Here is a 14,704-nt window from a genome sequence, read left to right on the forward strand (position 1 = left end):
CTTGGTTCTGCTATCTCCCCCAGGAAAGAAAGAGTTCTGAACTCAGTTTCTGCTCTCACATTAAAGTGTATAACTCCGCTCACCATAATTACGCAGAATAACGTTATTTTTAGCATATCATCACCCATTCCGATTTGTAGGATACCTCATAAGTATCGACCAAGAATGGATGTTCTGAAGTATTTATATTAACTATCAATATGTTCATTGAGGAGTGACATATATCTGACTAAATTAATGTCAATGTCCAGTATAAAAACCTATTAACTCACGTTTTATACAACATATCAGGACTATAATAGCGTTTAAAAAAAACAATAATCAGCACAAGAATGATGGAGTTCAACAGCGATACGGCTCTTCCACTGTGCATAGAAGATTGTCGACACATTATGGGGCAGCAGCCATCTGACTTGACTATCATCTTGAAAATAATGAATTTTATTTTCATCAAGTAGCTCAATTAACACATTTGTCTCGAATTGACATAGAATAACCTCAGATCCCAATACATAGCTAAGTTTTAAATCTTTACTGTCGAATGGTATTCCCTTGCACAGCAACCAAAATAAGCTCTGCTGATATACTTCAACTCTCCTATTGACTCGAAATGCGCTTCCCCAACCAGCTTCCGATGAGAGCACTAACTTGGTTATCATTGAAGTCATAGCTATCAGCCCTGATAAATAATAAAAAACCGCATGATGAGTCACCTAAGTAAATTATGCGTTTCCATTCAAATTAGAACGCCTTCCCTAGCAAAGTAATCCTCTGTCGCGGACCAACTCTTCCATAATCAATATCCATATCGACTTTACTTAAGGTAATACTCAAAATGCGGGAGGAACAAGAATGTTCGATAATAAGCATCGAAAATAACTTTCGAATTGAGGCTCAAAAGTTAAAGTTACTATACTAATTAATCGCGGTTATAAATGTAGGACAAATCTGATGTGATACTGCGAAAGCAGCCATAGTATCGTACTCTTTGACATGGTTGGTCGCTAATATGCTACTTGCAGAATGCTGTTGAAGAGTTATTGCTGAATAATTATTTCACCCATAAAAAAACCTGCCGTAGCAGGTTTTTTTATGGCTAAATCACAGTCACCTTACACGTGATGCGACTTAGGCTTCCATGCAAGCTTTCAGCTTGTTCATGGCATTTTTCTCAAGTTGGCGAATACGTTCAGCCGACACTTGATAAGTCTCTGCAAGTTCTTGCAGTGTGGTTTTATCGTCATCTAACCAACGGGCGCGCAGAATATGCTGGCTGCGTTCGTCTAAGGTTTTGATGGCCGATAATAAACGACCTTGGGCATTCGATTCCCAGTTGTCGTTTTCAATGTTTTCCGCTAAATCCGATGAATGATCTTCCAAATAATGGACTGGGGCAAAATCATGCTCCTCGTCTTGATCATTGGTTAAATCAAATGCCGGATCTTGCGCAGCCATACGTGATTCCATTTCGGTCACATCGGCCTTAGACACACCTAAATTTTCAGCCACCATAGTGACTTCTGCATCGCTGAACCAACCTAAGCGTTTTTTCGCTTTACGGATGTTAAAGAACAACTTACGTTGCGCTTTAGTGGTCGCGACTTTAACAATGCGCCAGTTTTTCAGCACATATTCATGAATTTCAGCTTTGATCCAGTGCACAGCAAAAGACACTAGACGCACGCCAACATCGGGATCGAAGCGTTTAACCGCTTTCATCAAGCCTATGTTGCCTTCTTGGATCAGGTCTGCCTGTGGCAAACCATAGCCTGAATAGCCCTTTGCAACGTGCACTACAAAACGTAAGTGCGACATAATCAGTTGCTTCGCAGCTTGTAGATCACCAGTTTCCTGTAAACGCTTGGCCAACTCATACTCAGCCTCAGCGTCCAGCATGCTGATGCTAGTCACTGAATGGATATAAGCTTCTAGACTACTGGCGCCCTGTGGGACTGTCAGTGCCATTGATTGCGTTTGAAAGGTCATTCGCTCTCCTACATTTATCAGACTACTTACGAGTGCATTCTAAGGTTCAATAACAAAATACCCTAAGAATAAGCTCACGAACTATCGGCTAATTGACAGAGTATGTCAACCTCAGCTCGTTTGCGGATACCCTTTTTACCTCGCTGAAGTAGACATTGCAAGTGAACAAAAGTTCATTCCTCAGCATTTTTTTCATCACTTTTTTTAGTTTAATCGACTGATTATTATGAAGGTTCAATCGACCGTAAATGCTGGCGTACAGACAAATACGAACCTAACCAACCTAAAAATGACGCCAGTCCAACCAATTGCAGCAGTTCAGTAAAAGTGAGCGATTTCATCTCGAGCTGACTGCCATACAAGCCCAATAGCTCGGCAAGAGCCGAATCGAGATACCACACTAATAAGTTAATGATCAGCCAAGCCAATATGCCGCCAATCACCCCGTACCAAATCCCAGTGTAGAGGAATGGACGCTGAATAAAGGCTTCGGTTGCCCCAACAAGCTTCATCACTTCGATTTCGCTGCGTCGATTCATAATCGCTAAGCGAATCGTATTGCCTATCACTAAGACCACAGCCAGCACGAGTAATGCGGCAATCGCCATCACAGTGCGTTCAAGAAGACGCACTACCGCCTGTAACCGCTCTAGCCATTCGATATCTAAACGGCCAAAGCTAATCTCAGGCTCGCGCTCTAGCTTAGTTAAGAGTTCACGGGCGCCCACTGGCGTTGAATAACGCGGTGTCGGTGTGACGGTAATGACCGCTGGCAAAGGGTTTTTATCTAAATAGGCCAAGGCCTCACCAAAACCAGATAAGCGTTGAAACTCTTCTAGGGCTTGGTTTCTATCTATGTACTGCACTTTATCCACTTCGGAATAAGTCCGAATCCGCGTCAGCAGGCTCTGAATGGTTTGCTCGCTGCGATTATCCTCGATAAACAAGGAGATCTCCGCTGCACTGTTCCACGAGCTGGTAATGGTCTCAGCGTTTTTAACTAACACTTGCAATGCCGCAGGCAAACTCAGGCTCACACCCAATACCGCCATCGTCATCACGGAAGACACTGGGTTGCGCCAGAGTTCTCCCATACTCGCCATCGCTTGCTGTACGTGACGAATAAAGAACATCACAATCCGCCCAGACAGAGGTAACTTACTGCGGGTTAATTTAGCGCTGTCGCTCATTGCCCTTCACCTCTATTCGTCGGCGCGCGCGTATGCACGCTAGGATGCAACTCCTGTGCGCCCAGCATACGACCCTGTTTGAGGGTGAAAGTGCGATATTTCATCCGCGCGATTAAGCCTAAATCATGAGTAGCGATTAACACGCTGGTTCCTGCATCGTTGAAGGTTTCAAACAGACGCAAAATATCCATCGATAATTTAGGATCTAAGTTACCCGTTGGTTCATCGGCGAGCAGTAAGGGCGGCTTGTTCACAATTGCGCGGGCAATGCCGACGCGTTGCTGTTCACCGCCAGACAACATAATCGGGTTATGGCGTTCTTTGCCATATAAACCCACCATGTCGAGGGCGCCGGCCACTCGCTTACGGATTTCACCGTGGGAGAAACCTTCAATCACCAGCGGCAAAGCCACATTGTCGAACACGCTTCGGTCCATCAATAGGTGATGGTTTTGGAAAATCATGCCGATATTGCGACGCAAATAAGGCACATGCTTAGGGCTGACTTTGGCGATGTCGTGGCCATTGATGGCGACACGACCGGTCGTCGCCCGCTCGATAACCGTGATTAATTTCAACAGCGTACTTTTACCCGCACCTGAGTGGCCGGTTAAAAATGCCATTTCACCTTGTTGTAGATGAAAATTCACATCTTCCAGCGCCATTTGGCCGCCAGGATAAATCTTACTGACCTGCTGAAAATCAATCATAAATTAGCTATCCGCTTTTTCTTGAGTGAACAAGGCATCGATAAATTCTTTCGAATTAAAAGTACGCAAGTCATCAATTTGCTCACCCACGCCTATGTAACGGATCGGAATATTAAACTTGTCGGCAATCGCAAACACCACGCCGCCCTTAGCCGTTCCGTCTAACTTGCTAATGGTAATACCCGTTACACCTACGGCTTCTTGGAATAATTGCGCTTGGCTAATCGCATTTTGCCCCGTGCTCGCATCTAGTGTCAGCATGACCTCATGTGGCGTCTCTGGGTCGAGTTTTTTCATCACTCGCACCACTTTCTTCAATTCTTCCATCAAGTGCGCTTTGTTTTGCAGACGACCCGCAGTGTCGGCGATCAACACATCCACTTTACGTGCTTTGGCGGCTTGTAAAGCGTCAAACAGCACTGATGCACTGTCGGCACCTGTGTGTTGGGCAATCACAGTAATATCATTACGTTGACCCCAAACCTGTAGCTGCTCTACCGCAGCTGCGCGGAAGGTATCGCCCGCGGCTAACATCACCGACTTACCTTGGCTCTGATATTGTTTGGCTAATTTGCCAATAGTGGTGGTTTTACCCACGCCATTAACGCCGACCATTAAAATCACAAATGGGCCATTTGCATTGTCTGGCACTAACGGAATTGCAACTGGATCGAGCGTCTTCTGCATTTCTTCCCGCAGCAAGTCATATAAAGCTTCAGCATCTTTCAATTGCTTACGCGACGCTTGCTCGGTCAAATTCTTGATCAAACGCGTAGTTGTTTCGACGCCAACATCGGCGATTAATAACTGTTCTTCGAGTTCTTCAAACAGATCATCATCGATTTTCTTGCCGCGAAATAGACCAATAAAACCACTGCCAATATTCTCGCTGGTACGCATCAAGCCGCGTTTCAGACGAGCAAATAGCCCTTCTTTAACGGGTCTCGCCTGCGGCTCTGGTTGTAATTCAGTAACGGGCCCAGCGGTTTGCGTAGCTTCGGCCTGTTGTTGCGCTAACGCTTCTGCTTGCTCACGTGCTAATGCTTCAGCAGCGAGTTGCTCCGCAGCTAACGCTTCAGCGGCAGCTTGTTCGGCGGCAACAAGAGCACGTTCAGCTTCCTTGGCTGCAGCTTGTTCAGCCGCGAGTCGTTCAGCTTCTAACTGAGCAGCTGCCAGTCGTGCCGCTTCGGCTTGTTGTTCTGCTAAACGTTGAGCTTCGATTTGTGCTTGCTCATGTGCAATACGCTCGGCTTCAACCTTGGCTTGGGTTTGAGCAAGTTGCTCTGCAGCTGCTTGTTCAGCGGCTAACTTATTTGCTGCAAGTTGTTCAGCCTCTTGCTGAGCGGCAGCTTGACGTGCCGTTTCGGCTTGCTGTTCAGCTAAACGTTGGGCTTCAATTTGTGCTTGCTCTTGAGCAATACGCTCGGCTTGCACTTTCGCAAGTTGTTCCGCTTCTAACTGAGCAGCCGCCAGACGCGCCGCTTCGGCTTGTTGCTCGGCTAAACGCTGGGCTTCGATTACTGCTTGTTCTTGGACAATACGCTCGGCTTGCGCCTGCTCGGCAGCTAACTGTTCTGCTGCCAGCTTTTCTGCGGCCGCTTGAGCCTCTGCCTCAGCAGCTAAACGTTGCGCCTCTGCGCGTTCCTGTTCTAAACGCTCTGCTGCTTCAGTGTCTTGTGTTGGAGTAACAACTGGAGTTTCAGCGACGACCTCATCTTGTGACTTATCTTTACGAAACCAGGAGAAAAAACCTTTCTTTGCCATGTGTGATTCCAGCGCTCTACTTCAGTGTTGAATTTTGAATAAGACCCTGATGTTATACCAGATTGCCTCGGCAATTACGCCCAAAAAGTCGGCAATTAGCTAAGCTCACTCAGCCTTCTCACCTTTTAGTGAGACTTTGATATAAAATAGTGGCCTTTATTAAGGTGGCATAGTCTACCACTTTCTTTCTTCAGGCAAAATCACGGGGGCACTTTGGTTAAGAATCGAACGGTCAAAAATAATGTGACCAAAAGTCCAACAGCCAAAAATAAACCCGGTAGCGGTCAAGTGCGGATCATCGCGGGCCAATGGCGTTCGCGTCGTTTACCTATTCAAGATCTCGAAGGTTTACGCCCGACAACAGACAGAGTGCGCGAAACCCTGTTTAACTGGCTTGCCAATGACTTAGTTAATGCGCGAGTGCTCGACTGTTTCGGCGGCAGCGGCGCTTTAGCTCTCGAAGCCCTATCTCGCTATGCCAGTTTCGCCAAGATTATCGAGTTGCAACGCGGCGCAGCCATGCAATTAAAAGAAAATCTGCAAACCCTAAAATGCGACAAGGCCGAAGTGCTCAACGCCGATACTTTAGTGGTGTTGCAAAGGGGCTGCGAGCAAGGTTTCGATGTGGTGTTTATCGATCCGCCCTTTCGCAAAGGATTGGCAGAAAAGACCATTCAACTGCTCGATACTCAAGCTTGGCTCAATGATGGCGCGCTGATTTATGTCGAGATCGAATCTGAATTAACCCAACTGGCCATTCCACCTTGCTGGCACGCCTTGAAAGAAAAGAATGCGGGGCAAGTGAGTTACCGCTTATATCAATATCAAGCCGAAAACACTGCCGAGCCTATCGAAGATGAAAGCCATGCCCTTGCTGATTAACCTAGGTAAAGCCATTACCCTCAGCGCTTGGTTGATGATGGCCTACAACTTGGTTATGCCATTTGAAGGTAATGTGGCGATTATTTTGAATATCCTGTTTGGCATAACCTGCATGATGCACTGCTTCCAAGTGGCCATTTTCCACATGCTATTTAAGACCTTACTGCCATTAACAAAGCTTGATTATCTGCACGTATTTATCTTCGGTATTTTTAGCCTGTTAGCTTATCGACAAAAAGTGATGACTCCAGCGAGTTAACCTAACATTTAGGCACCGTCAGGCACTCAGACAGCAAAAAGCCCTCAACAGAGGGCTTTTTAATGACTAACGATAACGCAAGTTAATCGTTAAACCTTATCCTTTAGGGTAAGGGTGAGCGACGCCTTTGTGACAGTCGATACAGGTTTTTCTGTCTTCTGGGGCTTTCTTGAAGTTATTGCTGTGCATTCTCACTGCCATTTTGCTCATATTTTCTGATTGGTTTTCATAAATACGGTTGTGACAGTTTTGACAGGTTGAAGAATCGATTGCACGTAGGTAATCACGCGCTAACTCAGCTTGTTCTTTACGGTTTTCATCTAACCATGCTTGCGTGTTAAAGCCATCGATAGTTAAGAAACCAATAACATCCTTAGAAACGATGATCTTTTTCTTCAGGTATTGGAATGGTTCCTGTGCGATGTGACATTGCTGACACTGAACCACGATACCCACACGGTTGTTACCGTGGGCGGACGCCATCACTTCATCTTTCAATGAATGCTGGCTATGGCAGCTCATACAGAATGCGTCTTGGCTGGTTGCATGTAAGGTTGTTTGGGTTGCGAAGTAGCCCACAACACCGATAACAATACCGACGACCAGTAGCGCCAGGATTGAATATTTTGCGCTAGGTTTAAATAGTGCACGCCAGTTCATCACTCTATCTCCAAAAATTGTCAAAATTAGTTTTTATAAGACTAGTTTATGTTCTTTCATTTATTAGAAATTTGATTTTAAGCCGAAATTTGCCGATTAAATTAACCTTAAAAGCGCAAAATGAGACTTAGCTCTAACTATTAGGACGACATTTGGTAAAAACCGCTAGCTGAGCTGCTATGCACTTTAACTAAAGCTAATGCAATCACCCCATAATCGCAAGTTAGCGATTATCACGATGGAATTTCCCCTTTGAGAATCAATAACTATCAAAACATTTCTAGAAAATAGAAATGTGATCTAATCGACGTTTTGTTTAATTATTAGAAGTGGCCAGGAAATAAATCATTAGAAATTAAAAAATTGAACGCGATATGAAACTTTATCGGGCTAACTAAGGTCTCTAAGGGTAGCAATCAATTTTCCGAGTTATCATGGCTAAATTTTGGATCACCATAGCAGTGCTATTTTCGCTAATCGCCCAATCGGCGATGGTGAGTGCTATGCCAACTTCAGCCAATACCAATGGCCACAGCAGTCAAACCATGCTGATGATGGATGCAGAAATGAACTGCACCATGCCAGATTGTTCTGCATCCGATTGCTTGCAACACTGCCAAGATAGTATGACAAGTCATTGTCAAACCCATTGCCTATCATCACTTTACCTTGAGCCTGCAGTGCTAGAACTGGCCTTCGCCAACCCAACAAGCAAGCGTATTGCCATACAAGGCTGGGCGATGCAAACTGCCGATCTTGGACTCACTACACCGCCTCCCACCTCCAATTCACTGTAACGTCTTTCGTTTTTTACAACGTAAAACCGACTAAACACCTATGATTGCGCCGCTGCATATCCGCACCGCAACGAGGTACAGAGAATTTTTGGAGTTTATTATGAAAACCTCTTTATTGAACAAAAGCTTACTAGGCCTAACTTTCGTTATCGGTGCCTTATTAAGTAGCACCACTGTCACAGCCGCTAGCTTAAAAAGCACAGATTCGCTCAGTGTTATCAGTATCAATGGTGTGCCAGCGACGCCCTTTAAACCTATCCAACTCTCCGCCGGGAAAGTACTGCTCGAGCTAAAATATCAGGATATATTTGATTATCGCGCCGATGATAGTGGCAACTGGGTTAAATCAGCGCCGCTTTACTTAGTGCTGGATGTGAAGGCGAGTGATAGCTACCAAATCACCCAGCCCAAAATAATGACTGAAGCTGAAGCGCGTCAATTTATTAAATATCCAACGATTCAACTCAGTATTAATGGTGACAAAGCGGGCGAATATCCACTGCAAAGCCACAGCCAACTGATGGCGAAAATGTTAGTCAGCAATCCCGCTTTCTAATTTAGACGAGTTAAATATTTAATTTGAGGCATGTGCTGAAATGTGAGTTAAATCATTACAGCATAATGCCTCTATGCTAGACTCGAGCCGTTCATCATTTGGAATACTTATGCATCACACACTCGGTCGTTACTTTTTAGTCATGTTCACTTTACTCGCACTCGTCGGGCAAAGTGTTGTGTCTAATGGTCACGCCATGGTGCCGCACACTATGGATATGAGTGCGATGAATCATGAAGCTTCCCCCCAAATGCACCATGCTGCCATGACGCAGATGAACACAGAGAACCTTACTGACTCACATTCAATGGCCAACGCGGATTGCTGCAACGATAAAATGCTTCCCGGCGCGAAACAGCATTGCTGTGATGGCACCACATCATGTTCAAATGATTGTGGTCATTGTTTGACGATTTCAGTCGCTGGCACTCTATTCAGCCCACACCTCTGGCCAAGTGTGAGCATGAGCGATACTGCAATGGCCACTCCTATGCCTCATTTCCACTCGATCTCTTTGTCTTCGGCCTTTAAACCTCCGATAGCCTAGGCCTACTTTGCGCTTAATGGGCAAATCGCCCTCAAGAAGCCAAGCTAAAACGACAATTCAGTTAGCCCTAAGCTAACGCCAAATTTAGCCGTTTATTGTGGTGCCTTATCGTTAAATCGTGCACCCGAGTCTAGCAAAACGTTAATAACTGAGCTGAATGCCAAGTTGTGGCATCAATCCGTCTATCGAAGCTAACTGCTTTGAACCACTGTGCTCACAGACGTTTATGCGCTCATATTCGGCCGTTAATCCGATGGAGTGAATAATATGAAAACACTAACTAATCTCGCCTTAATCGCATTCTTGCTGACCAGCACTAGCGTGTTTGCCACGGCTGCGCCGCACGAACATCAACACGACAATGCAAATCCTCAGCAACAAGCACAAAACTATGTTTGCCCTATGCACCCCGAAGTGACTGGCAATAAAGGCGATACTTGCCCTAAATGTGGCATGGACTTAGAGCCAAAGGCGACGGAAGTAAAAACGGCTGAAGGTACGATGCACAACGCGCACGAACACCACTAAGCTAGGCTGGAGATGAGGCATATGAACCAATTTAATACAGTAAAAAAGCAGGCCCCTAAGGCCGTACTGATCTTGAGTAGCTTACTCATCAGTACGCCTTGGTTGAGCCATGCCCAGCTGGCTAACACACAAGAGCCCACGGCGACCGAAGCGGTAGTAAACTCTGCAACTGCGCCAAAGAATAACCCGTTAAATCAAGTTAAAACCTACACTTGCCCTATGCATCCCGAAGTGATCAGCCATGAGCCCGGTCGCTGCCCTAAGTGCAATATGTTTTTAGTTGAGAAACTCGATGCCGCGAACCCTGCGGCCGAGCATGCACAGCATCAAGCCGCAGATCACCAAACCTCTGAAAATGGGCAAACCTCTGCCGCCAAAGCTGCGAGTCAGGTATTCGATACCCCAACACCTAAGGCCGACAGTTTAGTTAAAGCCCAAAATCATGTGACAACAATCAAGTACGTTTGCCCTATGCATGCCCACATTATCAGTGACGTACCCGGCACTTGCCCTATCTGCGGTATGAACTTAGAAAAGGTCGAAACGGGCGGTAATACCCAAGAAATTAACATCAATGTATCCGGCAGCATGCAGCAAGCGTTGGCACTCAAAGTCGCCAAGGTTGAACGCGACACACTGTGGAAATTTGTCGAAACCGTCGGTCAAATCGACTATGACGAAAGCCAAATCACCCATATCCATGCCCGCGTTACTGGCTGGATTGAAAAACTGATGATCAAATCCGTGGGTGATACCGTCAAGAAAGACCAGCTGATCTACGAGATCTATTCCCCCGATTTAATCAACGCCCAAGATGACTACTTGCTTGCGATGGACACCGCCAAAGCAAACGGCCAAGGCCGCTACAAAGATTTGGTGCGCAATGCGGGCTTACGCTTATCCTTCCTTGGTTTTAACGACAGGCAAATCAAACAATTAGCCGAGTCACATCAAACCCAATATCGGGTACCTTTCTACGCCAAAGAAGACGGCATAGTGAAAGCCCTCGACATTCGCGATGGCATGTATATTCAGCCGTCGACCGAAGTCATGTCTGTGGTGGATCTCTCTAAAGTCTGGGTGATTGCCGACGTCTTTGAGAACGAGCAAAGCTGGATTGCCAAAGGTCAGAAGGCCGAAATTGCCGTTCCCGCCATGAATATCAGCGGCATCGAAGGCACGATCGATTACATCTACCCTGAGCTTGATCCTGTCACTCGCAGCCTGCGAGTACGAGTAGTGCTCAACAATACCGAGGTAGATTTAAGACCTAAAACCCTCGCCAAAGTCTCACTATTCGGTGGCCCGAATAAAGATGTGCTAGTGATCCCGCAGGAAGCTTTAATTCAAACGGGTAAAGAAAACCGCGTGATCGTCAAGCAAACCGACGACAGCTTTACCGCCAAGGCCGTAACCGTCGGCATGATGAGCCAAGGTAAGGCCGAGATTATTTCAGGCCTGAATGAAGGTGAACGAGTGGTGATTTCGGGGCAATTCTTACTCGACTCCGAGGCTAGCCTCAAGGGCAGTTTAATGCGTTTAAGCAGCGGTCATCAGCACTAGGAGCGCGTTATGTTGAAATATATTATCGAAGCGTCCATCAGGCAGCGATTTATGGTGTTGATTATCGCCATCATGATCACTGTTTGGGGCGTACAGGAGCTGCGGAAAACGCCGCTCGATGCGCTGCCGGATTTATCCGATGTGCAAGTGATCATTAAAACCCCTTATCCGGGTCAAGCGCCAAAATTGGTTGAAGAACAAGTGACTTATCCCTTGTCGACCGCCATGTTAGCCGTCCCCGGCGCCAAAACCGTGCGTGGTTATTCCATGTTCGGCGACTCTTACGTGTATGTGATTTTTGAAGATGGCACCGACATTTACTGGGCTCGCTCACGGGTGCTCGAATACCTGAGTCAGATCAGCAGCCGTTTACCGCAAAATGTGCAACCTTCCCTCGGCCCAGATGCATCTGGCGTTGGTTGGGTGTTTGAATATGCGCTGGTCGATCGCTCCGGCAATTTAGATTTATCGCAACTCAAGAGTCTGCAGGATTGGTACCTCAAGCTAGAGCTGCAAAGCGTGGCGGGTGTTTCTGAAGTCGCCACCGTTGGCGGCATGGAGCAAACCTATCAGATAGTGCTTGAGCCCGACAAAATGGCGATCTATAAGCTCGATATCGCCACCATTAAACAAGCCATTGATAAAGCCAACAGCGAAGCCGGCGGCTCAGTGATCGAGATGGCCGAAGCCGAGTACATGGTGCGCGCCAAAGGCTATCGCCAGACGCTAGAGGATTTTCGTGAAATCCCCCTTGGTATCACCAGTCCTTCTGGCACAGGTTTAACCCTCAAAGATGTTGCCACTGTGCGTAAAGGCCCAGCCTCACGCCGCGGCATAGCAGAACTCGACGGTGAAGGTGAAGTCGTTGGCGGTATTGTAGTGATGCGTTACGGCGAAAACGCCTTAGCGACAATTGATGCGGTGAAAGCAAAACTCGAAGAACTCAAAGCTGGCCTGCCCGATGGGGTTGAGATTATCCCAACCTATGACAGATCCCACTTGATTCTTAAGTCCGTCGACAACCTGTTTAGCAAAGTCGTCGAAGAAATGTTGGTGGTCGGCTTAGTCTGTTTGCTGTTTTTACTGCATGCGCGCTCCACACTCGTGGCCGTGATCACCTTGCCGCTATCCATCCTTATCGCCTTTATCGTGATGAATAAAATGGGTGTTAACGCCAATATCATGAGCCTTGGCGGCATCGCCATTGCCATCGGCGCCGTGGTGGACGGCGCGATTGTGATGATCGAAAACTTGCACAAACATTTAGAGCATTTTAAAGCGGATCATGATCGCGAACCCGATACGAAAGAACATTGGCGCATCGTCACCGAAGCGTCGATTGAAGTCGGCCCTGCGCTATTTTTCTCATTGATTATTATTACCTTAAGCTTTGTACCTGTGTTTGCACTCGAGGCGCAGGAAGGTCGATTATTCGCGCCACTGGCCTACACTAAAACCTTCGCCATGGCAGCGGCGGCCTTTTTATCCATTACCTTAGTGCCGATTTTGATGGGTTACTTTATTCGCGGCAAAATCCCCAGCGAACGCAGCAATCCCATCAGCCGTTTCTTGATCGCGATTTATCAACCTTCACTAAAACTGGTGCTGAAATTCCCTAAAGTCACCCTGATGTTAGCCTTAGTCGCGCTGGCCAGCGCTTGGTATCCTATGACCCGCATGGGCAGCGAGTTTATGCCCGCACTCGAAGAAGGCGATTTGCTCTACATGCCAACGGCATTGCCCGGCATCAGTGCCAGCAAGGCCGCCGAAGTGTTACAGCAAACCGACCGTTTAATCAAAACCGTGCCCGAAGTGGCCCGCGTGTTTGGCAAGGTAGGACGCGCCGAAACCGCGACCGATCCCGCGCCGCTGACCATGCTTGAAACCACTATCATGCTTAAACCCCATGACGAATGGCGTGAAGGCATGACCTTAGATGGCATCATTGCCCAGCTGCAGCAAACCGTAAAAGTACCGGGACTCACCAATGCTTGGGTGCAACCCATCAAAACCCGTATCGACATGCTCTCGACGGGGATCAAAACCCCTGTCGGCATCAAGATCACTGGAGCCGATGTCAACGAACTGCAAAGCATTGGCACTAAGATTGAAGCTATCTTAAGCAAAGTGCCACACACCAAATCGGCCTACGCCGAACGCAGTGGCGGCGGCCGTTATATCGATATCAGTCCTAAACTGGATGTGGCCGCTCGTTACGGTATGACGTTGCAGGATATTCAAGATGTGGTGCGTTATGCCATTGGCGGTATGGATATTGGTGAGTCGGTACAAGGCGCCGAACGTTATCCAATCAACCTGCGTTATCCCCGTGAACTGCGCGACAATATTGAGAAGCTGCGCGAGCTGCCCGTGATCACTAAGTCGGGGCATTATCTGCCGCTACGTAACTTGGCCGACATCGAAATTAACGATGGCGCGCCTATGTTAAAGAGTGAGAATGGCCGCTTAATCTCTTGGGTGTTTATCGATATCGAGGGCACATCTATCGGTGAATATATCGCCACCGCGAAAACTGCCTTAGATGCCGAACTCGTCGTCCCACCCCGTTACAGCTATAGCTTTGCGGGTCAGTACGAATATATGCAAAGGGTCGATGCTAAGCTTAAACAAGTGATCCCTATGGCATTAGCCGTCATCTTCATCCTGCTGATGATGACCTTCGGCTCCACCATTCAGGCCAGCATTATTATGCTAAGCCTCCCCTTCGCATTGGTCGGCAGTACTTGGTTGTTATATCTACTGGATTACAACATCTCAGTGGCCGTTGCTGTCGGTATGATTGCCTTAGCGGGTGTCGCAGCCGAGTTTGGGGTGGTGATGTTGGTGTATCTCAATAACGCCATCAAGCACAGGCAAGAAAAAGATAATTACCACAGCGTCAATGACTTGAAAGAAGCCTTGATTGAAGGCGCCGTCATGCGGATCCGCCCCAAAGCGATGACAGTGGCGACCATCTTCTTCGGCCTTCTGCCCATAATGTGGGGCGCAGGTTCGGGTAACGATGTGATGCAAAAAATCGCCGCACCTATGGTCGGCGGCATGGTCACAGCGCCCATACTGTCGCTATTTGTCCTACCCGCACTCTATCTACTGATTTACTCGCGTAAATTAAAGAAAGATCCTGCGCACGTAAGTTAACGGCAAGAGAGCACCCATAAAAATCCCCTCAAGCTATTAAGGTTTGAGGGGATTTTTCATTCAATCAGATTAAAAATCTAATTTAGCAGCAGTGCCACACAAC

Annotated in this window: 13 protein-coding genes; 8 read left to right on the plus strand and 5 right to left on the minus strand. The window is 47.1% G+C overall.

The window, feature by feature from the left end:
- Positions 1–1,128 precede the first annotated feature (1,128 nt).
- The 4 genes from rpoH to ftsY all read right to left on the minus strand — a co-directional run bounded on the left by rpoH (position 1,129) and on the right by ftsY (position 5,650).
- Positions 1,129–1,986, minus strand: coding sequence for an RNA polymerase sigma factor RpoH (gene rpoH / locus BM607_RS15905; protein ID WP_006079635.1), 858 nt, complete (start codon positions 1,984–1,986; stop codon positions 1,129–1,131).
- Between the two features lie 224 nt (positions 1,987–2,210).
- Positions 2,211–3,176, minus strand: coding sequence for a permease-like cell division protein FtsX (gene ftsX, locus BM607_RS15910; protein ID WP_006084599.1), 966 nt, complete (start codon positions 3,174–3,176; stop codon positions 2,211–2,213).
- Positions 3,173–3,886, minus strand: a complete 714-nt coding sequence (gene ftsE, locus BM607_RS15915) for a cell division ATP-binding protein FtsE (RefSeq protein ID WP_006079632.1) — start codon at positions 3,884–3,886, stop codon at positions 3,173–3,175. The genes ftsX and ftsE overlap by 4 nt, the downstream gene beginning before the upstream one ends.
- 3 nt (positions 3,887–3,889) lie before the next feature.
- Positions 3,890–5,650 (minus strand): signal recognition particle-docking protein FtsY, encoded by a 1,761-nt coding sequence (gene ftsY / locus BM607_RS15920; RefSeq protein WP_071940335.1) that lies wholly within the window; start codon positions 5,648–5,650, stop codon positions 3,890–3,892.
- A 213-nt stretch (positions 5,651–5,863) separates the two neighbouring features.
- On the opposite strand from ftsY, the gene rsmD reads away from it, so the two are divergent.
- Positions 5,864–6,532, plus strand: coding sequence for a 16S rRNA (guanine(966)-N(2))-methyltransferase RsmD (gene rsmD, locus BM607_RS15925; RefSeq protein WP_006079628.1), 669 nt, complete (start codon positions 5,864–5,866; stop codon positions 6,530–6,532).
- A complete protein-coding gene (locus BM607_RS15930; RefSeq protein WP_006079627.1) occupies positions 6,507–6,791 on the plus strand; it encodes a DUF1145 domain-containing protein in 285 nt (94 codons plus the stop codon). The genes rsmD and BM607_RS15930 overlap by 26 nt, the downstream gene beginning before the upstream one ends.
- 96 nt (positions 6,792–6,887) lie before the next feature.
- Here the strand turns inward: BM607_RS15930 and BM607_RS15935 are convergent, their stop codons facing one another.
- Positions 6,888–7,451 (minus strand): NapC/NirT family cytochrome c, encoded by a 564-nt coding sequence (locus BM607_RS15935; RefSeq protein ID WP_006079625.1) that lies wholly within the window; start codon positions 7,449–7,451, stop codon positions 6,888–6,890.
- A 434-nt stretch (positions 7,452–7,885) separates the two neighbouring features.
- On the opposite strand from BM607_RS15935, the gene BM607_RS15940 reads away from it, so the two are divergent.
- The 6 genes from BM607_RS15940 (at position 7,886) to BM607_RS15965 (ending at position 14,601) form a co-directional block, all read left to right on the plus strand.
- Complete coding sequence (locus BM607_RS15940) at positions 7,886–8,248, plus strand: hypothetical protein (RefSeq protein WP_071940334.1); 363 nt, start codon at positions 7,886–7,888, stop codon at positions 8,246–8,248.
- Positions 8,249–8,348: 100 nt separating this feature from the next.
- Positions 8,349–8,804, plus strand: a complete 456-nt coding sequence (locus BM607_RS15945) for a DUF2057 family protein (protein ID WP_011845453.1) — start codon at positions 8,349–8,351, stop codon at positions 8,802–8,804.
- Positions 8,805–8,913: 109 nt separating this feature from the next.
- The gene (locus BM607_RS15950) at positions 8,914–9,351 is read left to right on the plus strand and encodes a hypothetical protein (RefSeq protein ID WP_071940333.1); all 438 of its coding nucleotides are present in this window, start codon (positions 8,914–8,916) and stop codon (positions 9,349–9,351) included.
- 267 nt (positions 9,352–9,618) lie between these two features.
- Positions 9,619–9,879 (plus strand): heavy metal-binding domain-containing protein, encoded by a 261-nt coding sequence (locus tag BM607_RS15955; RefSeq protein ID WP_071940332.1) that lies wholly within the window; start codon positions 9,619–9,621, stop codon positions 9,877–9,879.
- Positions 9,880–9,900: 21 nt separating this feature from the next.
- Positions 9,901–11,442 carry an efflux RND transporter periplasmic adaptor subunit gene (locus BM607_RS15960; protein WP_071940331.1) on the plus strand — a complete coding sequence of 514 codons (1,542 nt, stop codon included), beginning with the start codon at positions 9,901–9,903 and terminating at the stop codon, positions 11,440–11,442.
- Positions 11,443–11,451: 9 nt separating this feature from the next.
- Positions 11,452–14,601 carry an efflux RND transporter permease subunit gene (locus BM607_RS15965; RefSeq protein ID WP_071940330.1) on the plus strand — a complete coding sequence of 1,050 codons (3,150 nt, stop codon included), beginning with the start codon at positions 11,452–11,454 and terminating at the stop codon, positions 14,599–14,601.
- The last annotated feature ends 103 nt before the right edge of the window (positions 14,602–14,704 follow it).

The sequence above is a fragment of the Shewanella sp. SACH genome (assembly GCF_001887095.2).
Classification (GTDB): Bacteria; Pseudomonadota; Gammaproteobacteria; order Enterobacterales; family Shewanellaceae; genus Shewanella; species Shewanella baltica.